This window comes from Pedobacter nototheniae, from assembly GCF_004335085.1.
Taxonomy (GTDB): Bacteria; Bacteroidota; Bacteroidia; order Sphingobacteriales; family Sphingobacteriaceae; genus Pedobacter; species Pedobacter nototheniae.
On sequence record NZ_RQRS01000014.1, the window covers coordinates 73884 to 99302 of the forward strand.

Genomic DNA, 25419 nt, shown 5'->3' on the forward strand with positions numbered 1-25419 from the left:
GTTAATCCTTTAATAAATTATCAATTCTGACAATTTCATATTGGTTTTCTTTTAAATAGAGGATCAACTCAGGTAACTGATTGTAAAATTTATCTATCCTTCGGGGGTCAGTACCAATGTGTAACAACAAAATAAAGCCATTTAAACCATTGGGCTTTGTTTGATTGTAACTTATAATAGAATTAAAAATTTCATTACTGTTTCGATAACTTTTACTCATTTCGGGATAAGTATAGTCTGCGTTTGAACGGGTACCGGGTGTAAAGTTAATCAGCTTAAAACCTAATTTTTCTGTCCAAAGGGAAATTGCTTTGTTGTACCACTCGTATGGAGGTAGGAAAAACTTAGTCGAAGATTTATTTATTCCGAAAGTAGCCATTGCCTGATAGTTGGCTTTTAAATCCTTTTCAAATTCTTGTTGGGTTACGAGTAAACTATCGCGTTTATTCCAATCGCAGTAAAGCAAATGCTGATCAGAATGTGGCCCTAAATAATGACCATCTTTTTTTAAGCCAGCAATTAAAGTTTTGAATTTAACGTTTCTATAAAAATTTCCTGTTAAAAAGAATGAAGCCTTTACCTTTTCTTTTTTTAAGGTTTTGGCAATAAAATCACCGCCATCTGCAAATTCATCACCTGTAAAAACAAGGGCAATTTTTTTCTTCAAAGAATCACCACGAATGGTTGCGCCTAAATTAATGGTTTCGCCCCGAGCTGTTGGGGCTACTACTTTTTTGGCTTGGATTGAGCCTCCTTCGCTGCCAATAAATAAATTAAGGAAGCAGTACCGTCCATCGTTGGTTCATTAGTGCTGTAATCGCCATAATCATCATGGTAAACGGCTAAATCACTTTGGAAAGAGGCGTATTCGTCTGCATCAGAAAGTTTTATTCCAATTAATCCTTTATAAATATTGGTGTAAACAGGGCCATCAACCAATCCACCATCGATAGGGTAATTTTTTAAATGTGTAAAAGCCGAGTGCGGATCAATTGGAGTATCGCCCCAGCTTGGTAAGCCATAAACCATGCTAGTTCCCCATGGGTTGCAGCCAAAAATCCAATCGAAATTTGCTTGCTCCAATTCGGCAAAAGTATGGTTTTCGGTTAAATCTGCATACCAATTACATTGCATGGCGAAGGCAACCGTTAAATTATTGCTGCACCAAACAAAAGGAATGCCCCGATAAAAAGCATTTTCTTTTGCTCTGTTCCAAACCTGCTCAATACCCTGTTTGTAATAGCCAGTAATTTTATTTTTCTCTTCTCCGTTAAGCTGTTTCGCCAACTCATAGTGGCCAAGGTTTATAAATGGATAATATTGATAATGTGCGGCGGTATCTTTAAGCATCCATGGCGTGGTTTTTTCCATTTCAGCATAATTTAATGCACTGTTTTTCCCTTTCTGAAAACTTAAAGCGGCTGCCAGTTCCATATCATCAGTCCAGTTATCTTCCGCATATATATAAGGTGATTTAACGGAAACCGTTTGCGTTACTCCAGGTTTTTGTAAAGCAAATTGCCACGCTGTTTTAGCTTTTTGGTTAAGCAATTTTGAATAATTCTTATCCCGGTTAAATAATGCTGAACCCAATTTAAAAGCACTACTAAATTTAGCCGCGGTAGAACTGGTTCCAGTTGTGTTATTCATAAATTTACCCCGTTGCTGCGGCTCTCCAGTTATAAAATATAGTGGGCGCTCAAAACCTTTCCCGTATTGGTTATCCTCCTTCGGGATTCGCATGGTAGAATGGTCACGATCATCCGCCAGTTGATTAAACATAATATCTTTTCGCGGATGCATTTTCAGCAACCAATCAAGTCCCCACTTGGCTTCATCTAAAATATCGGGCATTCCATTTTTTCCATCCAGTCCATTAGCTTGTTTTTTATCTCCAAATACTTGAGGAAAATCTCGGTAGGCCATTAACAAATGATAAGTTGCATTGGCAGATGTTGTGCTGTATTGAAGGTAATCACTAGCATCGTGCCAGCCGCCAGAAGCATTAAAGTGCGTACTATCTTTTATTCCAGCTTTTTGGCCGTATAAAGCAAATCCATCATGTGTATGGCAACTATCCTTTAAATACGGGTTAAAACCGCTGCGTTGCTGGCGCATATAGCGAAGACAAAAGTCTGCCGCACCTTTATAAACATCATCGTTAATTAACAGCAGGGGAGATAAAATGCCATTTGCCCTGATGTAAAACTGACCCTTTAATTTAAAGTCGGAAAAGTTTAGTCGAGCTGTTTTTGTAAATGGACCATAAGCCCCGAAACCATTAATATTGGTAGAAGAATAAACAACTTTTGAACTTTCTTTTTCTAAAATCTCAAAACGTGTGGGGTTTTCATTGGTTTTAGTTGCCCAAACGGCAACCTTAACAGCTTGAGTAGGATAGCCCAACAAGTTTATCCTGATCCAGCTTTGTGGTTCTTTTTCTTTTACATTAAACGAGGAAAGTAGATATACAGCAAATCCAAATGCTAACAAACAAATGCATTTAATTTTCATAAAGCGGGAAGATTAGTTCTTTCAAAATTAGGGTTTTATCAAGGAATTGTAAAAGATGCATGGAAACATTTGGTAATTAATCAATCGTTTGATTAATTTTGTGTCATCAAAAGAAATGAAAACAGAAAAGATAGATAAAAAGCAAGCCATTCTTGAAGCAGCCGAAAAGCTGTTTTGCGAGACTGGGTACGAAGGTACTTCCACTCGCCAGATTGCAAAAGAATCTGGAGCAAATATGGCAATGATTAATTACTATTTCGGTTCTAAAGAAGGTGTTTTTGTTGAGATTATGAACGAGCGTATTGCTGGTTTTGCCTCTCAGTTAAAAATCATTAATGAAGATAAGATTTCATCATTGGAAAAACTGCATCGGGTAATTGAAGGTTATGTAAACCGAACCCTAAGTAACCCAGCTTTTCACAAAATGATGCACAGGGAATTGTCTTTAACTCAAAGACCAGAAATGTACGATAAAATTAAAGATGCAATGAGTCAAAACATGTTGCTTATCGATCGTATTATAAGTGGAGGTATTGAGGATGGCACTTTTAACAAAGTTGATGTTAGGATGGTAATTGCCACTATTATGGGCACCATTACAAACATTGTTATTGCGCCTAATAAGGTGATGCCTTGTTCACACTTTGACCTTAACAACCCGAAAGATAAAAAAATGATTAGAGACAGAGCAATAACTCATTTACAAGATTTAACAACAGTTTATTTAACAACAAAAAGATGATACCCAAATCAATCAGATTAATGCTTGCGGCATCATTAATTCCAGCGGCTTTATTTGCACAAAGTACGAAGGAATTAAATATTAACCAGGCAATAGAACTTGGCATAGCCAATAGCAAAAACTTAAAACTCTCTCAAAACAAAATCGATCAAGCTGTTGCGCAGCTTGCAGTTGTAAAGGATAATGCGTTGCCAACTGCAAACGCAAGTTTTATGTACAACCACGCAGAAATTCCAACAAACACGTTTAGCTTGGGCGAAGGTACCAGCGCATTCCATTTACCAAAAAGGGCCGATGCTTTTGTAGGTACAGCTGCTGTACAAGAATTGGTTTACGGTGGTGGTAAATTACGATACGCAAAAGAATCAACCAAATTACTTGCCGATGTTGCCCGTTTAGATGCCGATAAAAGCAAAGAAGAAATTACTTACGCTGTAATTAACACTTATTATTCTTTGTATAAAGTGTTGCAAAGCAAGAAAGTTGTTAATCAAAACTTAGAGTCAATTGCGGCTCAAATAAAACAGGCACAGCGCTTTTTTGATCAGGGTATTGTAACCAAAAATGATGTTTTACGTTTCCAGTTGCAACAAGCTAATGTTTCACTTACCGAAATGGATATTGAAAGCAATCGTAAAATCATTAATTATAATTTGGATATTTTATTAGGCTTGCCAGAAAATACTGAAGTTAAAATTGCTGATCCTGATGGAAGCTTAAAAGTAGCTGGTGCATTAAATGATTATATTGGTTTAGCATTGGCAAACCGCCAGGAACTGAAACAACTTGATGTGCAAAACAAAGTTGCCGATTTCAATATTAAAACAGTAAAAGCAAATACTTTACCAACAGTTGGTGTGGGTGCAAACCTTTATTACATTAACCCAAGTGGCAGTTTTATCCCACCAGTAAATCAATATTTACTTCCGGTTACTTTGGGTGCAACGGTTAGCTGGAATATTGGTAGCCTTTGGACTAATAAAAACAAAGTATCTGAAGCTAAAATTCAGCAGAGCGAAATCAATATTCAGAAAGATATTTTATCAGATCAGGTAAAAACCGACATCAATAAAAATTACCAAAACTATCAGGTTGCAATTGATAAGATTAAAGTTTTAGAAACTTCTATCGCCCAGGCAACTGAAAATGATAAGTTATTGGCATCGAAATATAAAAACAATGTGGCTTCTGTTACCGATAGGATCGATGCAGAAACTTTATTATACCAAGCAAAAATAAACTTAGAAATAGCTAAAGCTGATGCAGGTTTAGCTTACTATACATTACTAAAATCAACAGGAAAAATAACGCAATAAATACAGCAATGACAACTGAAAAGAAAAAAAAGAACTTAGTAGTACCCATCATTTTAGGCGTTTTACTAGTAATAGGTGTGGTATTCGGTATCACAGAGTGGAATTATTATAGCAAACACGTAGATACGGATGATGCTCAGATTGATGGCGATATCAGTCCTGTTGTTGCTCGTGTTGGCGGTTATGTTAAGGATATTAATTTTGAAGAAAATACGCACGTAGCCGAAGGACAGGTTTTGGTTAAACTTGATGATAACGATTACAAAGTTAAATTAGAGCAAGCTCAATCTGGTCAAAAAGGTGCAAGTGCAGGTGTTGGTGTTGCAGAATCACAAATTGTGGCTACACAAGCGAATACTGGTACTGCAAAAGCCAACGTAGAAGCGGCTAAATCAAATGTTCAGGCAGCAAATGTTAAAGTAAACTTAGCGCAGAAAGATTATAACCGTTACGAAAACTTGGTAAAAGATGGTTCAATAACGCAACAAGCATTCGATCAGGCAAAAGCTAATAAAGAATCTGCAGAGGCAGCAAAACAATCAGCTTTGGCAGCCTATCAAGCGGCTCAAGATCAATACAACGCAGCGGTTAAACAAGTTGGTACTACTCAATCACAATTGGCAGTAAGCAGCAATGTAATTAGCCAACGCCAAAGTGATATCGATTTTGCAAAACTTCAATTATCATACACAGATATTAAAGCACCAGCTTCGGGCATTGTTTCTAAAAAGAATGTTCAAAAAGGACAATTAGTTCAAGCTGGTCAATCTTTATTCTCTATCGTTAACGATGGCAGTATTTACGTAACAGCTAACTTTAAAGAAACTCAATTGGAAAAAATTAAATCAGGATCTAAGGTAGAGATTGAAGTTGATGCGTATCCAAATGAAAAAATTGAAGGTGAAGTTTATAATTTTTCTCCAATTACAGGGGCAAAAGGCTCTTTATTACCTCCAGATAATGCTACAGGTAACTTTGTTAAGGTAGTACAACGTGTGCCGGTTAAAATTAAAATTCATCCATCAAAAGAGTTGTTATCAAAACTACGTCCTGGAATGAGCGTAAAAGCATCAGTATCTACTAAATAAAAAATTAAAATGGCCGAAGTAGGTTTAAAAAAGTGGGTTATTACCTTTACGGTGATCACTGCTTCATTGTTGGAGCTGATTGATACAACTATCGTAAACGTAGCAATTCCACAAATACAAGGAAACCTGGGCGCTACATTGGAGGATGTTGCCTGGCTTTCTACAGGCTATGCGGTAGCAAACGTTATCGTATTGCCAATGTCTGGCTGGCTGGGAAACCGGTTCGGCAGGAAAAATTATTTTCTTACCTCCATTATTGTTTTTACACTCGTTTCATTTTTGTGCGGTAACGCCACCTCATTAAACGAACTAATTTTATTCAGAATTATCCAGGGACTTGCTGGTGGTGGTTTAATATCAACCGCACAAGCCATTTTAATTGAAACCTGGCCACGTGAAGATGTGGGTATTGCAACAGCCTTATTTGGTTTGGGTGCAGTAGTTGGACCAACCGTTGGACCAACAATTGGTGGATATATTTTGGATATTAGTTCTTGGCCGTGGATTTTTTATGTGAATATTCCCGTCGGAATACTCGCCGCCTACTGTACTTACACCTTTGTGCGAGCGACTCCGAAAGAAGGGCAGGGCCAACCTGTCGATTGGTGGGGTATTGCACTTTTGGCAATTGCAGTAGGTAGTTTACAAACCGTTTTAGAAAAAGGTGAAAGCGAAGATTGGTTTGCAACGCCATATATTACAGCTTTGGCAGCAGCAGCGGTATTTGGATTATTGCTCTTTATTTGGAGAGAAACAACCACAGACCACCCAATTGTGAACTTTAAAATTATGCGCCACAGAAGTTTCTCTGTGGGGATGTTTACTTCCTTTATTTTAGGATTTGGTTTGTATGGTTCCGTATTCGTGTTCCCTGTTTTCTGTCAAAACTTACTCGGGTTTTCAGCGCTGCAAACAGGAGAGCTTTTATTCCCCGGTGGCTTGTGTACCATTGTAATGATGCCATTTATTGGTATTATGCTTAAGAAAGGTATACCAGCGCAGTTTATGGCAACAGTAGGAATGTTCTTATTCTTCGTTTTTTGCTGGATGTTGAGCAATTCTACACTACAATCCGGTACCGGTGATTTCTTTTTACCGTTGGTAATTAGAGGGGTGGGTATGGCTTTATTGTTTGTACCACTAACTACACTAGCTATTCAGGATTTAAAAGGACCTGAAATAGGACAAGGATCTGGTTTAAATAACATGATGCGTCAATTAGGTGGTTCATTTGGTATTGCAGCCTTAACTACTCTAATTCACGTTCGCCAAGGTTTTCATAGAAGTAACCTTTTAACTAATGTAAACGAATATAATCCAGCTTTTGTAGAGCGCTTTAATATTTTAATTAAAGGTTTTATGGCAAAAGGACAAAGCTTTTTGGATGCTAAAATAATGGCAGCAAGAGCAATGGAAGGAATTATAACCAAGCAAACCATGTTACTTACTTATGATGATGCTTATTGGGTTGCAGGATTAATTATGCTATTCTCAATTCCTTTATTATATCTTCAAAAGTTTAAGAAAAATGTAGAAATTCCTGCAGATGTGCATTAAGTTTGCAAGAAAATGCCATTAAAATTGGCAATAAATAAAAACAGCCGGTGTATTTTATTACATCGGCTGTTTTAACCCAAAAAATTAACAATCAATGCAATGCCCTTAAACATTGCAAATGTTCTTATTCAAGTATCAAATACCCAAATAAGATTCTAAAATTAAAATTTATTCTGCAATTTTCCAAATAGTTGCCTGTGTAATTTTAATAGTTTAAGCATTTTTTGTAGTATTACCATATACAAAACTATTGATTAAGCTATGCCTAAACTTCGTTTAACAACTCAGCGGGAATCCATTTTTAATAATGAGGTCATCTCAAAATTTGAGCTTTTTAACAGTCTTTTTCTAACCCTTCCATTTTATAAAATTAAGGACACAGGAACGTTATTGCCCCTGTTTTTTAAGAGCTGTGAAGAAGGAATAAAGCAAGACCAAAAGCCTGCCCAAATTATTGAAGAGTTTTTTGCGAAATACACCAGTTATACGGAAAGTACAGATATTATTGATTTACTTTTTCGCTTTATACAGTACATCGAACGCCAGGTAGTACTTTTTGATGCCGTTGAAGATGCATCTTTCACCAAATTAAATACTACAGATGAGCAGAGTACGCTTTCTTTTATTTTAAAAAAGAATGCCGATAATAAACCGATGCTTGCCAAAATTGAGAAACTTATTGATGAGCTTTCTTTGCGTTTGGTATTAACAGCGCACCCAACCCAGTTTTACCCAGGTAGCGTTTTGGCAATCATTACCGATTTAACTGCAGCTATAAGAGATAATAACATTACAGCAATGAACTCTTTGTTGCAGCAATTGGGTAAAACGCCATTTTTTAATAAAAAATCTCCAACACCTGTTGATGAAGCTTTAAACCTTGCCTGGTTTTTAGAAAATACTTTTTATTTTGCTGCGGCAAATATTCAGGAAGAAATAGATCAAAATCTTGACGAATATAATTTAGAAACTAAGAAAATTTTAGAATTAGGTTTTTGGCCGGGTGGCGATAGAGACGGAAACCCAAATATCCATTCGGATACAACTTTAGAAGTTTCTAAAATGTTGCGCCAAATTCTATTCCGTTGTTATTATCGTGATTTCCGTGTAATTAAACGTCGCATTACCTTTAGAGGGGTTGAAGAAAACATTGCAATTTTACACGATGTGCTTTATAAAAATGCTTTTGATCAAACCTGTGAGATCGAAGATATTTCTGACGCTTTAAGAGAAAACCTCAACAAAATAAAAGAAACTTTACTGATAGAGCACGATGGTTTATTTGTAGACCTTGTGAATGATTTAATCAGGAAAATTGATTTATATGGAAATTATTTCGCCTCGTTGGATATAAGACAAGATAGCCGAGTGCTGCGTAATGTACACGCATATTGCAGGCAAAATAAGCCAATTTCATCGCTTTATCCATTAAATTACGATCAATTATCAGAAGAAGAAAAGCTTAAAGTAATTTCATTTAAAGAAGCAAGTATTAATTATGCCACCGAAGCGGATGATTTAATTAAGGATACCATTGAAACCATAAAGGAGATTAAAGGCATCCAAAAACGCAACGGAGAAAAAGCATGCCATAGATTTATCATTAGTAACTGCCAGCAAGCAACGGATATTCTTCAGCTGGTAGAACTATTTCTTTGGAACGGTTGGAGTAAAGATAATTTAACAATTGATTTTGTGCCTCTTTTCGAAACCGTAGCAGATTTGAAGGGCGCAGCAAAAATTATGGATACACTTTACAGTAATCCATTTTATAAAACACATTTAGCCAACCGAGGAAACAAGCAACATATTATGCTTGGATATTCTGACAGTACAAAAGATGGCGGTTATTTAATGGCTAATTGGTCTATTTTTAATGGAAAAACTTCTTTAACAGCCGTATCAGATAAGCATAATATTCAGCTCGCATTTTTTGATGGTCGTGGAGGGCCGCCTGCCCGTGGTGGTGGTAAAACACACCGTTTCTACGCATCAATGGGTAAAGAAATTGCAAATAAAAATATGCAATTAACCGTTCAGGGGCAAACCATCAGTTCGCAATACGGATCGGTAGAAAGTGCAGAATTTAATATCGAGCAATTAATTAATGCTGGCCTAACCTCTGGTTTGAAAGAAAAGCATAACATCCTTTTAGACGAAGAAAATAAAACGCTTTTAGATGAAATGGCTGAAGATAGTTACAAAGCTTTTGTTGATTTGCGTGAGCATCCGCTATTTGTAAGCTACCTGGAAAAACTATCTCCGTTGAAATTATTATCACAGGTAAATATTAGCAGCAGACCAGTGAAAAGAAATGGCGGTGGCGAAATGAAATTAGAAGATTTAAGAGCCATTAGCTTTGTTACGGCCTGGAGCATGCTAAAACAAAACGTACCCGGTTTTTACGGAATGGGTACTTCTTTAAAAAACCAGGAAAAGGCGGGCAATTGGGATAAAGTGGTTAAGGTTTACCAGGATTCTGACTACTTAAAAACGATTGTAGATAACTGTATGATGAGTATGAGCAAATCTGATTTCACCATTACAGCTCATTTAGCCAACGATAAGGAGTTTGGCGCCTTTTGGACTCAACTACACGATGAGTTTGAATTAGCTAAGGAGATGCTTTTAAAACTATCAGGACAGCCAACTTTAATGGCTAATTATCCTGTAGATAAAAAATCAATTGCAACTCGTGAAAAAATTATTCTTCCGTTGGTGTTGATTCAGCATTTTGCTTTGGAAAAATTACAGCATAATCATGCAGAAAAGGAACAGCACGCTTTAGAAAAATTAGCGGTTAGAACTGTGTTTGGTATTGTGAACGCTGGCAGAAATCTAGCGTAATTTATTTCTAATCAAACCCCGCAGGTTTTAAAACCTATGGGGTTTATTGTTTATTTATTAACCATTTTTAGGGAGCCTTCACTATATCTTGCTCCTGTATCTGGGAATTTACTCAATAATCCATCAATTGCTTTAAAATCATCAGCAGATAAGCTCACGTTTATAGCGTCTACATTTTCTTCCAGATATTTTCTTTTCTTAGTTCCCGGAATCGGAATAATATCATCGCCTTGACCCAACACCCATGCAAGTGCTAATTGTGTAGGAGTTACTTCTTTACTTTTAGCAATTTCTGCGAAGCCATTTACCAGTTTCAGGTTATTTTCAAAGTGCTTGCCTTCAAAACGTGGTAAGGTTCTTCTGAAATCTGTTTCAGCAAAATTATCTGTTTGGCTAATAGTGGTTGTAACCAAACCACGTGCTAGTGGGCTGTAAGGAATTAAACTGATGCCAAGTTCTCTAATCGTCGATAAAATTTCGCCTTCAACATCTCTTGTCAAAAGAGAATATTCGCTTTGTAGCGCAGCGATGGGATGAACGGCATGTGCTTTTCTAATCGATACAGGCGATGCCTCAGAAAGCCCTAAATAACGCACTTTGCCTTCTTTTACCAATTCTGCCATTGCACCTACCGTATCCTCAATAGGTACATTTGGATCTACCCTATGGGCATAATAAAGGTCAATTGTATCTATTTTAAGCCTCTTTAAACTTTTTTCTACAGCCGTTTTAATATATGCAGGCGAGGCATCGAAATAAGTATTAGCAGAGTTGCTAGGCCCAGCTTCATCATTTTTAAACCTGAAACCAAACTTAGTTGCTATAAAAATTTTATCACGGTTTGGAACGAGCACTTTTGAAATAAGGGTTTCATTATCGCCATTGGCATACATATCTGCCGTATCCCAAAAATTTATTCCTAAATCCAATGCTTTGTGCAAAGTAGCAATTGATTCTTCATCATCTGTTGGGCCGTAAGCAAAGCTCATGCCCATGCAACCTAAACCCAATGCCGAAAGTTGTTCTTCTGTTTTACCTAATTTTCTGTATTTCATAATCGTAGTATTTCTTTATTGTTGATTAAACAAAATTACAGCACATACAGATAAAAGGAATTAAGTTAATCTAACCAAAAGTTATAAAAATCAAACTATTGTACTCTAAAAGTACTTGGCGTAATTAAAGCATGCTTTTTAAAGAAATTATTAAAATAGGCCGGGTACTCAAACCCAAGGCAGTTTGCAATTTCAGCAACATTCCAGTCGGTATGTTTAAGCAAAGCCTTTGCCTCAGCCATAACCCGGTCTGCTATGTGCAGGCCCGTTGTTTTTCCGGTAATTTGTTTTACCGCACGATTTAAATGGTTAACGTGTACCGATAATTTGAGGGCAAAATCATTTGGCGTTTTTAATGATAAGTAATGTTTAGGTGTATCAATAGGAAACTGTCGCTCCAAAAGCTCCAGAAACAAATTGGTAATCCGCGAAGTTGCATTAGCATGTTTAAAATAGTTTTGTGCAGGTTGCATTTTCATCGCTTCATGGATAAGCAAATGCACGTAAGATTGTAGTAGCTCTGTTTTATGCAAGTATTCTGTTTCAATTTCCTGCATCATTGATTCATAAATAGAGTTTACTTTTTCCTGCTGTTTTTCGTCCAGAAAAAATACCGGATTACTTCCAACTTTAAAAAGAGGCGATTCTAAAACACTATTCTGATGACTTTCTGTATGGATAAAACCTTCCGTGAAAAGACAAAAATAACCACTTTGATCTTCTGAAGCAGGTTCCCAGGAATAAGGAATCATGGGATTAGAAAACATTAAGGCAGGGCGATCTATTTTAATGCCCTTATTGGCGTAATAAAGTGTTCCCTCGCCAATCACTAGTGATATTTTATAGAAATCGCGACGATTATAAGCTGTTGCTGACGTACCACAATTATAATTTCGGGCCTGTACATTAAATTGCTGCGGTTTATAGTTGTTGCCTAATAAATAACCTGGTGCAATTCTATTGTAGAAATCTTCTATCGTTTCCGTTTTCATAATTTAAAGTTATAAAAATCAAACCATATTAATTAGGCAATCGAAAGCACTATTTTAAATCTGTTGGTTAATGTTCAGGCTCAACAAAACAAAAAAACCTCACAAAATTAAATCTGTGAGGGTTTTTTATCTTAATAAAAAGAATTCGTTGTAAGAGAATTATCTATCAATAGATCCCATAACTTTTTGTCCGAAAGCATTAAGCGCATCTTTTTCTACAGCTCCATCTTTTACCATTTGATGTACTTCAAGCGCACCACAAATATTGGTAATCATTTCGCCTGCTACATCAACCTCATGCTCGCTTACGCCTCTAAATTCGCAAAAAGCCTCTAAAACTTCTAATGTTGTTTCGAGTTGTTCAGGAGTGGTATTTTGGAATAATTGTCTTATTACTGGAATCTTCATTACTTTATTTTATTAAATAATTCTACTAAACCTTCTGCTTTGTTGGTTTGAACCTGATCTACCAAAGATCCGCCATCAAAGGCTGCAAATGTTGGCAAGTTATCTACGTTGGCAAATTTGCGGGAGTTTGGAAATTTCTCAGCATCAACAATTAAGAAAGCAACATCTTCATTCTCTGCAGCCAATTTCTTAAACTTCGGCTTCATGATTCTGCAATTACCACACCATGATGCAGCATACTGAACCATAACCTTGCTGTTATCGGCTAAATATTGTTGAAGATTATCTTCTGTTAATTCTAAAAACATATTGTTTTATTTAATTAGTTTGCAGCTAAATATTCAGCTACGCCAGTTCTGTTAGCGTTCATTGCTTCTTTTCCTTCTTCCCAGTTTGCAGGACAAACCTCGCCGTGTTTTTGAACGTGAGCATAAGCATCAATTAAACGTAAATATTCTTTAACGTTTCTACCAAGTGGCATATCGTTTACACTTTCGTGGAAAACCTTACCAGTTTCGTCGATTAAGTAAGTTGCTCTGAAAGAAACATTTGAACCTGTAAATACTTCATTTCCTTCTTCATCGTATTCAACCTCTTGATCAAGAATGCCTAAAATGTTAGATAAATGTCTATGCGTATCAGCTAAAATTGGATAAGTTACACCTTCAATACCACCGTTATCTTTTGGAGTGTTTAACCATGCAAAGTGAACCTCATTTGTATCGCATGATGCACCAATAACAATTGTATTTCTTTTTTCAAACTCAGGTAAAGCCGCTTGAAAAGCGTGTAATTCTGTAGGGCAAACGAAAGTAAAATCTTTTGGATACCAGAATAATAATACTTTACTGTTTTTATTTACAGCTTCTTCAAATACATTGATTTTCAAGTCATCACCCATATCTGACATTGCATCAATACTAACACTCGGGAATTTTTTACCTACTATTGCCATAATTTTTTGTCTTTAATTTTGTGCCACAAAGGTAAGGCTAAATCACTTGCCAATCAACCCAGTTTAAGTAATTGTTCATTGTATTTATTGATAACAATATAGTTAAAAACTATAATTATTATAAAATGTATAAAGGTCGGCTATCTTTCTTTTAGAGATCTTAATTATAGCAATGATATAATGTATTGGAAGGTATTCGAATCAAAACAAAAAAGCCTCCCAAGTTATCAGGAGGCTTTAATTTTATTTCTTCAATGTGTTTTCATACAACTTAAAAATTCGCTTATATTCATCCGTCCAGCTACTTGGCTCAACAAATCCATGATCTTCTACCGGATAAACGGCAAGTTCCCAGTTGTTTTTACCCAATTCAATAAATCGCTGTGTAATTCTAACAATATCTTGAAAGTGAACATTCACATCAACCATTCCGTGAGCCATTAATAAATTCCCTTTCAATTTATCGGCAAAGTAAATAGGGGAGCTTTGTTTGTATGCTATAGGATCATTAAAAGGCTCATTTAAAATATTAGACGTGTACCCATGATTATAATGTGCCCAATCAGTAACAGACCTCAATGCTGCTCCACTTGAAAAAACATCCGATTCGTTAAACATGGCCATTAGCGTAATAAAACCTCCGTAAGAGCCTCCGTATAAGCCAACGTGTTTAGGGTTAACGCCATATTTTTCAACTAAAAGTTTAACACCATCCACTTGATCTGTTAAATCTTTTCCACCCATATGGCGATAAATTCCGGTACGGTGATCGCGACCATAACCAGAGCTTCCAGTATAATCTATATCGATTACGGTATAACCATTATCGGCTAGTAAATTGTTAAACATATACTCACGAAAGTATTGGCTCCAACCATAATGTACGTTTTGAAGGTAACCCGCACCGTGTACAAAAACCACCGCTGGATGGTTAGGATCTGGGTTTTCTGATTTATAAACCCTTGCATAAACATCAGCGCCATATCTGTTTTTATAGCTAACCAAATCTGGCTGACGCCATTTGTATGAGTTAAATTCTGTTGTAGTAGATTGAGTGATTTTTACAGCCTTAGCCCCAGGTTTATTGGCTTGTAGATATAATTCCCAGGGTTTATCCATAAATGAATAATTAATGGCGATCCATTTTTCATCAGGTGAAAGCGTAATTTCGTTTAAGCCCTTCATACTGGTTATTTGAATGGGCTCGCCTCCGTTCACACCAATTTTAAAGAAATTGGTTATACCCGGATGTTCCTTATTCGCAGTAAAATAGAAAGTGCTTTTATCCTTAGATAATTTTAAGGTTTGCACTTCCCATTTCCCTGAAGTTAATTGTTTTTGATCACCGGTAGCGATGTTGGCAATGTATAAATGTGAGTAGCCAGTAGCTTCACTTTGAAAATAAAAACGATTGTTATCAATCCAGCCAACATTGCCAGAATAATAGCCGCCAATTCCAGGTCCTGCGATCCAAGCTTCGTCACGTTGGCGGTTAACCAAAGAAAGGTTGCCGGTATAAGCATCGAGCCTCAAAATCCAACGATCTTTATTATCTGCAGAAACAGCAATCATAATTCCTGCACTTCCACTTTCGTTCCATATAGGGCCAAAAAGATTTACATTTCTATCTTCGTTTTTCTTTTTAGCTTCTTCAAGCGCTTTAGGATAATCTTTTAAATAATCTGGCAAATCTTTTATCCCAGGAATAGTTGCTGTTTGAATTAAGTAAACAGAATCCTTTTGGGTATCATAAATGAAATTTTGAGATGTACTTTCATTTTCGCCAACCTTTGCACGTCCAGGAATGTCTTCGGTGTAACCAGAAGAAGTAACGTAATTAGGAACAATTGTGTTGTGGTTATTCTGCGCCGGAATGGTAAGTTTATACGTAATAAAATGCCCATCAGGACTAATGGTTTGCCCATTTAGAAACTTTTCTTCCGTATAAATTTCTTTTAAAGATTTCGCGTCTGCCACAAAACGACCTCTGCCATTTCTAGGTTTATCCTTGCTTTCGGCATTTCTCTTTTTAATAATATCGAATAATTCAGTTTGTTCCGCTTTTAACCATTTGTCCTGTTCAGAAATTTTAGCATCTGGTTTGGAAGTTTTTTTACCCTTAACAAAATTTGTTAATTGCTTGGTTTCAGCAGATTGAAGATTGATTTCATAAAGGTTATCTTCCTTTTGGAAAACAATGTTACCATTTGTTAGAAAAACGGGATTACTTTCTCGCTCAATTGTATTGGTTAATCGGGTTTCTTTATTGGTTTTAAAGTTTTGAAGATAAATATCTCCACTTTTTTCAACCAAACCCATTGTGTTGCCTTTGTTGTAAATGTAATTTAGGCTCAATAGTTTTTCATCTTCCTTATCTACCGCTTTTATTGGTTTTGTAGATGTTGCCGAAACTTTAAATAATTCTTCTTTGGCTTTATTTTCAGGATTCCAGTTAAAGTACAAGGTTTTACTATCAGCTGTCCAACGGTAATTGCTTGGTGCAACGCCCATCCATTTAGGATCACGCATAATTTTATCAACTGTAAGTGGAGCAATTTGTTGTGCAAAAGCATATTCGCCTGAGCAAAGCAAAAGGAAAAGTAAATATTTCTTCATGAAGTTAGGTTTGGATGCCGCAATTTAGATAAAGCGTATGCCAATTTCATAAGGAAATGGAAATGTTACAACACAAAGTAATAAACGAAAGCCTAGGTAATTTTAACGGATTATTCTACCATCTTTATCTACGTTTATCCTATCAAAAGGTTTTAAATAGTCATTTATCACAACAGAAAACTCACGCCGAGTTAATACCTTTTTTAAGTCGTACTTAGAATCAAATTTGTAAGCCTTGTTCCAATTTTTCTCTAATTCAGTTTTAGTTGCTTCTACGGATTTATTGCCAACATAACACACCAATGAAATTAAATTTTCTAAGTTAATGGGTACGTTCTGATAATCATCAAACCAAATTTGCGCTTTATAGTAGTAATCCTTCAAGGGTTGCTTAATTTCATCATAATTAACATCTTTTGATGGATTGAAATATATCTTCTCACCTCTAAAATCGGCTTTTATAATACCAGTTATTCCTATTTTTTGCATGGCAAGCCAATTTGAATCAGTTGTTTTAACATCATCAAAAGGAATTAATGGAAGTTTATAGCTCAGCAATTCGCCCTGGATACCTTTTAAATTTGATAAACTCGTTTTGGTTTTATAAAAAGCAGCATAGGCAGCTGTTGCTCCAGCGGCTTGGCCAACTTCAATGCTTTCGGCAGGTATAACTAGTAAATTTTCCTGATTGGGAATAAGCAAATTGTATAACGAAAGATAATGCTCGCTATGATTTAAGCCTGCAACCGTGGTACGATATAAATTTTCATTGTAGCTTAAAAGCTTGGTTTGTGCAGGTTTTAAATCATTAATTTTTTCGGCAGAAGGAATTTTTTCGGCATCCCCGGCAACAATTAAAACTTTAACCTTTATGTTTTTGTCGTTAGTTAATTTAACGTCCCAGCCATTTCCCGAACGCTTAATTTCTTGAAAAGGGCTATTGTTGATTATCCTAAAAAGCCTGGCGCTATCTATAATTTCTTTTTCCCCTTTTTTCTTTTTAGGAGGTTTTTGATCTACCTCGGGTAAGCCCATGGAAGCAAGGTCTTTTGCCCGCACAATGAGATACATTTTTTTTACCTCTTCTGATTTTCCTTCACTTGCCTTCTTAATATCAAAAGGGTTTTTTTGAGTTAAAATAATGGTTTTTACTCCCGAACGAGATGCTTGTAAACCCGCAGAATAAGCAGCATCGCCGCTACCTAAAACCAATACATCTGTTTTTATGGTTTGCGCATTTAGAATAAAAGGAATGAATAATGCTAAAACAGAAAACAATTTCTTCATTTTCGAGATTTAAAATTAACCGCAATATGCTTTAAATGAATGAAATTTTAATGAAATGATTTCATTTTAACTAAATTTAACTCAGAAGGAAGATCTTTAATACAAGTTTTTTAAACACCAGTTAATGTATTTCGGAAGCTCAAAATAGCTATAATAAAATGGAAGAAAAAATGAAGGCAGTTTTTGCTCAACAACAGAAATACAAATTCGAATTACGTAAAACGGACGCGAAAACACGAAGTTCCAAACTTAAAAAACTTAAGCAGGCGTTACAAGATTTTGAAGAGGAAATTTATGCTGCATTGCAAAAAGATTTGCGTAAAAGCAGGTTTGAAACCGCCGTTACAGAATTGTTTTTTACTTATGCGGAGATTGACCATGCTATTAAAAAGCTAAGAAGCTGGATGAAGCCAAAATCTGTTAGTAAAACCTTAAGTAACTTTTTCGCAGGCAATAAAATTTACTACGAACCAAAAGGAGTATGCCTAATTATTGCCCCATGGAATTACCCTTTGCAGCTAATAATGAGCCCGTTAATTTCTGCTATTGCAGCCGGAAATTGTGCAATTTTAAAACCATCTGAACTAAGTAGCACCACGGCGCAAGTAATTAATAAGCTCATTTCTAAAACATTTGATCCACAGGAAATAGCTTGTTTTGAAGGCGGTGCGGAAGTTTCAACCGCTTTGTTGGATTTACCATTTGATCATATATTTTTTACAGGAAGTACGGCTATTGGAAAAGTTGTAATGACAGCCGCAGCCAAAAATTTAACCTCAGTTACACTAGAACTTGGAGGGAAATCTCCAGTGATTGTGGATAATACTACAGACTTGAAAAAGGCAGCTGAAAAAATTGCCTGGGGTAAATTGGTAAATGCCGGACAAACCTGTATTGCACCAGATTACGTTTTGATAAATAAAAATCTGGAATTAGATTTTATAAATTATTATAAAATTGCAACGGAAAAAATGTTTTTTAACGGGAGTGTAATTAATACGGACACTTACGGCAAAATCATAAATGAAAAGCAGTTTAATCGACTAAACGGATTATTAAGAAACGCAATAAAAGAAGGAGCAAAGCTGGCTTGGGGTGGTGAAATTGATGAGCAAAATTTAACTATAAATCCAACATTGTTAACAGGAGTTGATGCCCAAAATCCGATAATGCAGGAAGAAATATTTGGCCCGATTTTACCCGTAATTACTTATAATAATTTACAGGAGGCGATAGACTTTATTAATAGGAAAGATAAGCCGCTGGCACTTTACATTTTTAGCGATAGCACCAAACACAAAGAAAAAATAATAAGAGAAACATCCGCAGGTGGTACTTGTGTTAATGATGTTTTGGTTCACATAAGCAATCCTAATTTGCCTTTTGGTGGTGTAAATAGCAGTGGTATTGGGAGTTGCCACGGAATATTTGGTTTCAAAAATTTCTCACACGAACGGGCAGTTGTTTTTCAATCTAAACTTGGCCTAACAAAAATGATTTATCCTCCATATCAGGAAAAGCTGGGGTTGTTAAAATGGTTAAAGAAATTGATGTAACTTTAAATATGGATTTAGAAAAGCTAAAATATCCAATTGGAAAGTTTATAATGCCCGAAATTTTTGATGAACGCCAGATGGAATCCTGGATTTCAGAAATTGAGGCTTTGCCCGAACAAATAAAACAGGCAACCGAAACTTTAAATGAGGATGAATTAAATAAAACTTATCGTCCGGGTGGTTGGACATTGCGACAAGTTGTACATCATATTCCTGATAGCCATATGAATGCATACATTAGGTTTAAGCAAGCCATAACAGAGGATATTCCTATTATCAGGCCGTATTATGAAGAACGTTGGGCAGAAACAGAAGAGGCAAAAAATGGAAATATTGAACTTTCATTAACACTTTTAGCGGGTTTACATCAACGATGGGTCGTGTTTCTTAAAACATTAAATCCTGAAGAATATCAACGTAAATACATCCACCCAGCAATTGGAAAAGAATTAACTTTAGCTAATATGCTTGGTACTTATGCTTGGCATGGAAAGCACCATCTTGCTCACATTACTAACGCTATAAAGAAATGAAAATCATAAAATTATTCTTATTGCTTACTTTTTGTATAGGTTTAGGGGCCAAGGCACAAAGTCAGTTGCCTAAAACTTTTAGCTTCCTCAATGGAGCTTGGAAGATGGAAACTTCCAAAGGAAAAATTATAGAATGTTGGACTGAAAATGCCGATAAAACGCTAAAAGGGCAGAGTTATAGTGTAAATGTAAAAGGAGATAGTTTGCTCATGGAAACATTGGTGATTAAAAAAGTAGGCAACGATGTGTTTTATTGTTCTACAGTTAATGGGCAAAATGACGGAAATGAAATTTGCTTTAAATTGGTTTCAACTGAAAATAAAACCTATGTTTTCGAAAACTTAGCTCACGATTTCCCTCAAAGAATTGTTTATCAAAATCAAGGGAAAGACAGTTTATTGGCTTGGATAGAAGGAACAAAGAACGGGCAAAGCAGAAAAGCGGAGTTTAAATATAAGCGAAATTAATTCGTATTTTATCCTACCAATACAGATGTCATTGTAAGCGAACCGCCAACTGCTTTATCGTTAAAAAAGGATAATTCTTCTTTATCATTCTTTAGCCCAAGCGTATAAATTAACGGTAAATAGTGTTCTGGTGTTGGGATGGCAAGCATTGCTTCGGCACCCATACTGCGATAATTAATTAAAGGTTTATGATCGCCATTGGCAATGAGTTTTTTAAATTTATCGTTCATTTCTATAGCCCAGTCGTAACCACCACCATTAATCATTTCCCAACTTAACATGCGCAAATTATGTACCATATTGCCGCTACCTAATACCAATACACCCTTTTTGCGGAGTGCATAAATTTCTCTTGCAATTTCATAATGCTGCTCAGGAGATTTTGTGTAGTCAATGCTTAATTGTAAAACAGGAATATCTGCTTCTGGATACATGTGGCGAACAACAGTCCATGCACCATGATCCAAGCCCCAATCGTGGTCTAAACCAACATTTGTAGAATGAATTAAACTTGGAATTTCTGCTGCCAATTCTGGATTTCCCGGAGCGGGATATTGAACATCAAAAAGTTGCTGCGGAAAGCCCCCAAAGTCATGTATTGTTGACGGAAAATCCATGGCGGTAACAAAAGTGCCATGTGTATACCAATGCGCCGAAACTACAAGAACAGCCTTTGGAACAGGAATATTTTTTGCCAAATCAGCCCAACTTTTACTAAACTCATTTACTTCAATACCGTTCATGGGTGAGCCATGACCAATAAAAAGTGTCGGCATTAGATCGGTTTGAGCCAAGCCTTGAGTAAAATTCCTGAATTGAGATAGTGTTGACATGATTTTTGCGTGTCATCCTGAACTTGTCGAAGAATATTTAATACGTTTCGACAAGCTCAAAGTGACAGATTTTAGATTAATTTATTTTGACTGAACAAACTCCAGATTCAATTTTATTGCAACATCTTTAGCAACGCCTGCTCCAGTTGGATCATATTTAATATTATAATCCAATCTGTTAATTAACGTAGATGCAGCAAAACCAGCTTTAGTATTTCCTTGTTGATCTTTGGCGGTACCACCATAAACTACAGCAAATTTTACATCCTTTGTAACATCACGAATGGTCAGTTTTCCACTTAATTCGTAGTTATTTCCACTTAATTTTTTGAATGAAGTACTTTCAAATTTCATAGAAGGAAACTTCTCTGCGTTGAAAAAATCGTCAGTTTTTAAATGACCATCTCTCATATCCACACCAGTAGTAATGCTATTTACATCAACGGTGAAATTAATTTTAGCATCTGTTAAATCGGGTTTAGAGGCAACAACAGCCCCATCAAATTTTTTGAAAGAACCCTCAACAAAGGAAATTCCCATGTGCTTAACAGAGAAGCTTACAAACGAATGCATTGGATCTATTTTCCAGCTCGTTTGCGCAAAAGAAGCTACACTAATTGAGGTAGCAATCAGAAATAAGAATAATTTTTTCATAGTAATTTTTTATAAAAAGAACTTGATTTTTAGTTCTTTATGTTTATTGATAAAGCAAAATTACTACTAAACTAATCGCTTAAGTATTGATGTATGATAAGAAAACTAATCGCTAATGATAAGTAGATTTAAATCTTATCTAAAGTTTTGCGCTGATCTTTTGCTGAAGCTTTATACTCAGAAGGAGTGGCGCCAGTTACCTTTTTAAATTGAGCAGAAAGGTGGGCAACGCTACTATAATTGAGTTGATAAGCAATTTGGCTCAAGGTAAGTTCTCCATAGCTCAACATTTCCTTTGCTTTCTCAATTTTTTGTGCAATAAAATATTTCTCTATCGTTTGGCTTTCAACTTCAGAAAATATGCTACTAATATGGTTATATTCAGCATTAAGCTGATTACTTAAATAAGCCGATAAATTAACTTTTAAAGTATCCTGGTTGTAATGAACTAAGTTAATGATAAGTGTTTTAATCTGTTCAGCCAGTTGCATTTTCTTATCTTCAAGCAAATCAAAGCCCATTGGGTTTAACCTTTCAGCAATCCTTTCTTTATCATTTGCGCTTATAGGTTCAAGAAAAGTAACTTCTCCCAATTCAACCGCAATAGGGTTAAAGCCAAGCTTTTCCAGCTCAGCCTTAACCACCATTTTACAACGATCACATACCATATTTTTGATATGTAATTTCATTAATTAGCTTTTATAGTTTCACTAACATCGCCACATTCAAACATCATTTTTCCATAATATGGGTTTTCGATATTTTCTTTTTCATTTAACCAGCTCGCTTTCGCCATTGGGCAATGCTGTACGTAAACGGTTGCGGTATTAAACTTTACAGCTTTTAAAGTTTTAATCATTGCATAAGAAATGTTCTCAAATGATTTTCTTTGTGCTTTTATGTCTTTAGATGCAGAAAGCGTTTTTGCATTCGTTTTAATAACTGCTGCCTGTTCCATCCAAATTTTGTGTGCAGCATCAGGTATATCAGTATGCGGAACAGCGTCTACTTTAGCCAATAAAACCTTCGATTTTTCAATCGCTACATCTTTTTTATCTGTAGCCAAAGCATTTTTTACATCGTAATACGCCGTTAATACCTGATTAAAAGCTTCATCAGTTTTAGTTTGAGCGAAACTGAATTTTGTTGAGAAGATAGCTACGAAAGCCACCATAAATAATATTTTTTTCATTTTGATTTTATTTTAAAACATTAAAAAAGTTAAATTCTGCACGGATCATGTACATATTTTTAGTGTACCGTCCTTCTAAATTTCCAGCCGCCTGAAAGCGGTAACCTAAGTCAATTCTGGTTGTACTGTTTAAAATCATCTGAACCGCAGGCGCTAAATCCAGATAAGATTTTCCACTTTGAGGATCAGTCTTACCCAACAATTCAAGATAAACATTAAAATTGGGTTGTTTATAATCTTTGTAAACCACAGGCAAAACTAAATAGCCGGATGATAAACTATAAGAAAACATATTCTTCGGCTCGGGTATGCCTACAACTTGTCTTTCGTTATTTTGAAATGCATGCGCATAACCCAATGTTGCGGATAATGCAAGTTTGTGTAAAAGTTGAGTGAAAATTAATCCACCCTGCAATCCGCTGTTATCACCCTCAAGGTTTATATCCCTTGTGTAAGTTGGACGTTTACTGGTACTAATTCTCCCGAATGCCGCTGCCCTGAAATGACTTTGAGCCTCATCCATAGAAAGAAACCTGTATTTAGCATACAAACTACCGCCTTCAAGCCTATAATTTCCATCCATATCAGATAAGAAAGCTTGAGCATGCATCATCAGGTTTTTATTAAAACCAACCATCACTTCAGGAATGGTTCTACTTACAAAACCAGGATCATTAAACATGCCCTCATTGGTAATCCTAACCCCAATAGATTTGGACGGCATATTGCTCGCTGGCTCGGTAAAAACGTACAATTCCTGACTAAAAGCAGTTGTAATGGCGCCGAATATGACCAGTGCCAGTACGCATAGTTTTTTCATCATTAAGAAATGCTTAAGTGATAAATTCTGGTCTTTTTGCCATTTACAATACCGCTACCACTAGCGTAAGCATCAGAATTAACAGAAGAAGCTTGTTTTTTAAATTGAGAACCTGAAACGAAATCTTTATCAATAACCGTTGCTTTTACCGTGCCATTTAAAGTTTTGTTTTTTGCATTTGAAAAACGATAAACATTTCCATCTACTATTGCCTGACCTTTTTCATCAACTTTTACTTGATTAAAATTAAATTCTGCAGTTAAATGACCAACCGAAAAACCTGCATCCTGTACTTTTTTACGTACCTGATCTAAATTGATATCAGCACCCTTTTTAAAAGTTAAAACAAAGATGTTTTTATTTAAGTCTGCCTTAATTGAACCAATGAAATCAAGTGTTTTTAAAGATTTTTCTGTCGCGTTGGAGCACATTGAACAAGTTAAACCCGTAACCTGTAAATCTGCTGTTGAAATTTGTTGTGCCGATACTTTTGCGGCAAAAAAGAGCATAATAATGCTTAATATTTTAAATGCTTTCATGATTTTTTTTAAAAATTAGAATATAAAATTTATGCTAATAGTATTGAACAGATCCAAACGATATAGCAAATTAATGCTGAGAAAATCAGCAGATCGATTGTTAATTGGGTTTATACACTTTAAGCAATTTGCCCGAGCCCTCGTCTCCCTGAATTTATTTCAGGGTCTTTGTGGTAGGAAAGATGCCGAAATGAATTCAGCATGACGGTTTTACTAAAAAAGCTTAAATGAATAAACCTTAATCCTAATTTCTAAAAATGCAATTGAAAATATGAAGAGAGAGCCGCGAAGATAATGGCGGAGCTTTATTTGCAATTTTATTGAAAAACTGCGGGGTAATATTTTGAATAAAATTTATTACAGGTTGTTGAAGAAAAAGCTGAATAGAAAACAATTTCGGCATTTGTACTTCTGCCTCGCCTTGATGGCTATCTTTAACTTTAACGCTTACTTCTGTGTTTTTACAGCACCCATCATCCTTTTTTGCCAAAGGAATATCTTTACAAAGTTTGCAAGAGATTTCACTACTAAAGAAATGAACGTTAGCTAGTTTTCCACCACAAAAATGTAAACTCATAGCCAAACCAATAACACTAACCGCATAGAATACGGCCATAGATAGTGCTATTTTTTGTTTAACTTTCATTAATACAAAGGTATGTGAAAAAATATTGAATTAGTGTTGTATTTATTTAATGAATTTCATTTTTTAATTTAATTTAGCCAAAACACAATTAAAATGAAACGATTATTATTGTTCTTATGCACATTTTCTGTGCTTTCGGCATTTGCTGCTAAACCCCAATACCAGTATGTACGCATAAAAACCCAATACGGAGAATGTATTGTTAAATTATACAATGAAACGCCTTTACACAGAGATAATTTTATTAAGCTTACAAAATCTGGTTTTTACAATGGAACATTATTTCACCGTGTAATTAAAGATTTTATGATTCAGGGCGGAGATCCTGATTCTAAAACGGCTAAACCAGATTCACTTTTAGGTAATGGCGATGTTGGTTATACCATCCCAGCAGAATTTCGTGATAGTTTATTTCATAAAAAAGGAGTATTGGCGGCAGCAAGAGATAATAATCCTGAAAAAGCATCAAGCGGATGCCAGTTTTATTTAGTGCAAGGGAAAGTTTTTACCGATGAACAGTTGAACAGTCTGGAAGAAAAACGCTTGAAATTTAAAATCCCTGAATGGCAAAGACAAATTTATAAAACCATTGGCGGCACACCACATTTGGATAGGAATTATACCGTTTATGGAGAAATTGTAGTTGGCTTGGATATGATTGATAAAATCGCCGCCTTAACTACAGATAAAAATAATAGGCCAAAAGAAGATGTGAAAATGGAGATTACTTTGCTGAAAAAAAGAGAAGCCAAAAAGCTGGAGAAGCAACTTTTGCAAGATTCTCTAAAAGTTAAATCTTAAG

General features: G+C 35.6%; 25 protein-coding genes. 9 read left to right on the forward strand and 16 right to left on the reverse strand.

What is annotated here, in order from left to right; all coding sequences use genetic code 11:
* Window position 1 precedes the first annotated feature (1 nt).
* Complete coding sequence (locus tag EHC72_RS23105; RefSeq protein ID WP_246029424.1) at window positions 2-667, reverse strand: polysaccharide deacetylase family protein; 666 nt, start codon at window positions 665-667, stop codon at window positions 2-4.
* 59 nt (window positions 668-726) lie between these two features.
* Entirely contained in the window at window positions 727-2514 is a 1788-nt protein-coding gene (locus tag EHC72_RS13510) for a glycoside hydrolase family 9 protein (protein WP_246029425.1), read from the reverse strand.
* Window positions 2515-2629: 115 nt separating this feature from the next.
* Here EHC72_RS13510 and EHC72_RS13515 point away from each other — a divergent pair, with 115 nt between their 5' ends.
* The 5 genes from EHC72_RS13515 to EHC72_RS13535 all read left to right on the forward strand — a co-directional run bounded on the left by EHC72_RS13515 (window position 2630) and on the right by EHC72_RS13535 (window position 10064).
* Complete coding sequence (locus tag EHC72_RS13515; RefSeq protein ID WP_131538242.1) at window positions 2630-3256, forward strand: TetR/AcrR family transcriptional regulator; 627 nt, start codon at window positions 2630-2632, stop codon at window positions 3254-3256.
* Complete coding sequence (locus EHC72_RS13520) at window positions 3253-4572, forward strand: TolC family protein (protein WP_131538243.1); 1320 nt, start codon at window positions 3253-3255, stop codon at window positions 4570-4572. Before EHC72_RS13515 ends, EHC72_RS13520 begins: the two co-directional genes overlap by 4 nt.
* 8 nt (window positions 4573-4580) lie before the next feature.
* Complete coding sequence (locus EHC72_RS13525) at window positions 4581-5660, forward strand: HlyD family secretion protein (protein WP_131538244.1); 1080 nt, start codon at window positions 4581-4583, stop codon at window positions 5658-5660.
* A 9-nt stretch (window positions 5661-5669) separates the two neighbouring features.
* Window positions 5670-7217, forward strand: a complete 1548-nt coding sequence (locus tag EHC72_RS13530; protein WP_131538245.1) for a DHA2 family efflux MFS transporter permease subunit — start codon at window positions 5670-5672, stop codon at window positions 7215-7217.
* Window positions 7218-7478: 261 nt separating this feature from the next.
* Window positions 7479-10064, forward strand: a complete 2586-nt coding sequence (locus tag EHC72_RS13535) for a phosphoenolpyruvate carboxylase (RefSeq protein WP_131538246.1) — start codon at window positions 7479-7481, stop codon at window positions 10062-10064.
* A gap of 50 nt (window positions 10065-10114) precedes the next feature.
* On the opposite strand, the gene EHC72_RS13540 is transcribed toward EHC72_RS13535, so the two are convergent.
* The 7 genes from EHC72_RS13540 to EHC72_RS13570 form a co-directional block, all read right to left on the reverse strand.
* The gene (locus EHC72_RS13540; protein ID WP_131538247.1) at window positions 10115-11119 is read right to left on the reverse strand and encodes an aldo/keto reductase; all 1005 of its coding nucleotides are present in this window, start codon (window positions 11117-11119) and stop codon (window positions 10115-10117) included.
* A gap of 95 nt (window positions 11120-11214) precedes the next feature.
* Window positions 11215-12111 (reverse strand): helix-turn-helix domain-containing protein, encoded by an 897-nt coding sequence (locus EHC72_RS13545; RefSeq protein WP_131538248.1) that lies wholly within the window; start codon window positions 12109-12111, stop codon window positions 11215-11217.
* A 159-nt stretch (window positions 12112-12270) separates the two neighbouring features.
* The gene (locus EHC72_RS13550; RefSeq protein WP_131538249.1) at window positions 12271-12519 is read right to left on the reverse strand and encodes a DUF6952 family protein; all 249 of its coding nucleotides are present in this window, start codon (window positions 12517-12519) and stop codon (window positions 12271-12273) included.
* Window positions 12519-12827 (reverse strand): thioredoxin family protein, encoded by a 309-nt coding sequence (locus tag EHC72_RS13555; protein ID WP_131538250.1) that lies wholly within the window; start codon window positions 12825-12827, stop codon window positions 12519-12521. Before EHC72_RS13555 ends, EHC72_RS13550 begins: the two co-directional genes overlap by 1 nt.
* A 14-nt stretch (window positions 12828-12841) precedes the next feature.
* Window positions 12842-13474 carry a peroxiredoxin gene (locus EHC72_RS13560; protein WP_131538251.1) on the reverse strand — a complete coding sequence of 211 codons (633 nt, stop codon included), beginning with the start codon at window positions 13472-13474 and terminating at the stop codon, window positions 12842-12844.
* Between the two features lie 243 nt (window positions 13475-13717).
* The gene (locus EHC72_RS13565; protein WP_165585826.1) at window positions 13718-16090 is read right to left on the reverse strand and encodes a S9 family peptidase; all 2373 of its coding nucleotides are present in this window, start codon (window positions 16088-16090) and stop codon (window positions 13718-13720) included.
* Window positions 16091-16192: 102 nt separating this feature from the next.
* Entirely contained in the window at window positions 16193-17377 is a 1185-nt protein-coding gene (locus EHC72_RS13570) for a hypothetical protein (protein ID WP_131538252.1), read from the reverse strand.
* Window positions 17378-17547: 170 nt separating this feature from the next.
* Here EHC72_RS13570 and EHC72_RS13575 point away from each other — a divergent pair, with 170 nt between their 5' ends.
* Genes EHC72_RS13575 through EHC72_RS13585 form a run of 3 tightly spaced genes read left to right on the forward strand, consistent with a single transcriptional unit; the run spans window position 17548 to window position 19933 of the window.
* Complete coding sequence (locus EHC72_RS13575; RefSeq protein ID WP_165585828.1) at window positions 17548-18933, forward strand: aldehyde dehydrogenase family protein; 1386 nt, start codon at window positions 17548-17550, stop codon at window positions 18931-18933.
* Complete coding sequence (locus EHC72_RS13580) at window positions 18912-19466, forward strand: YfiT family bacillithiol transferase (RefSeq protein WP_246029426.1); 555 nt, start codon at window positions 18912-18914, stop codon at window positions 19464-19466. Before EHC72_RS13575 ends, EHC72_RS13580 begins: the two co-directional genes overlap by 22 nt.
* The gene (locus tag EHC72_RS13585; RefSeq protein WP_131538254.1) at window positions 19463-19933 is read left to right on the forward strand and encodes a DUF6265 family protein; all 471 of its coding nucleotides are present in this window, start codon (window positions 19463-19465) and stop codon (window positions 19931-19933) included. The genes EHC72_RS13580 and EHC72_RS13585 overlap by 4 nt, the downstream gene beginning before the upstream one ends.
* Window positions 19934-19941: 8 nt before the next feature.
* Here EHC72_RS13585 and ygiD read toward each other — a convergent pair whose 3' ends face one another.
* The 7 genes from ygiD to EHC72_RS13620 form a co-directional block, all read right to left on the reverse strand.
* Entirely contained in the window at window positions 19942-20766 is an 825-nt protein-coding gene (gene ygiD / locus EHC72_RS13590) for a 4,5-DOPA-extradiol-dioxygenase (protein ID WP_131538255.1), read from the reverse strand.
* Between the two features lie 81 nt (window positions 20767-20847).
* Window positions 20848-21420 carry a YceI family protein gene (locus tag EHC72_RS13595; protein ID WP_131538256.1) on the reverse strand — a complete coding sequence of 191 codons (573 nt, stop codon included), beginning with the start codon at window positions 21418-21420 and terminating at the stop codon, window positions 20848-20850.
* A gap of 128 nt (window positions 21421-21548) precedes the next feature.
* Entirely contained in the window at window positions 21549-22109 is a 561-nt protein-coding gene (locus EHC72_RS13600; RefSeq protein WP_131538257.1) for a helix-turn-helix domain-containing protein, read from the reverse strand.
* Window positions 22109-22612 carry a DUF3347 domain-containing protein gene (locus tag EHC72_RS13605; RefSeq protein ID WP_131538258.1) on the reverse strand — a complete coding sequence of 168 codons (504 nt, stop codon included), beginning with the start codon at window positions 22610-22612 and terminating at the stop codon, window positions 22109-22111. The genes EHC72_RS13600 and EHC72_RS13605 overlap by 1 nt, the downstream gene beginning before the upstream one ends.
* 7 nt (window positions 22613-22619) lie before the next feature.
* Window positions 22620-23435, reverse strand: a complete 816-nt coding sequence (locus EHC72_RS13610) for a hypothetical protein (RefSeq protein WP_131538259.1) — start codon at window positions 23433-23435, stop codon at window positions 22620-22622.
* Entirely contained in the window at window positions 23435-23971 is a 537-nt protein-coding gene (locus EHC72_RS13615; RefSeq protein ID WP_131538260.1) for a heavy-metal-associated domain-containing protein, read from the reverse strand. Before EHC72_RS13615 ends, EHC72_RS13610 begins: the two co-directional genes overlap by 1 nt.
* Window positions 23972-24215: 244 nt before the next feature.
* Entirely contained in the window at window positions 24216-24617 is a 402-nt protein-coding gene (locus EHC72_RS13620) for an HYC_CC_PP family protein (protein WP_131538261.1), read from the reverse strand.
* Window positions 24618-24710: 93 nt separating this feature from the next.
* Between EHC72_RS13620 and EHC72_RS13625 the strand changes: the two genes are divergently transcribed.
* A complete protein-coding gene (locus EHC72_RS13625; protein WP_131538262.1) occupies window positions 24711-25418 on the forward strand; it encodes a peptidylprolyl isomerase in 708 nt (235 codons plus the stop codon).
* The last annotated feature ends 1 nt before the right edge of the window (window position 25419 follow it).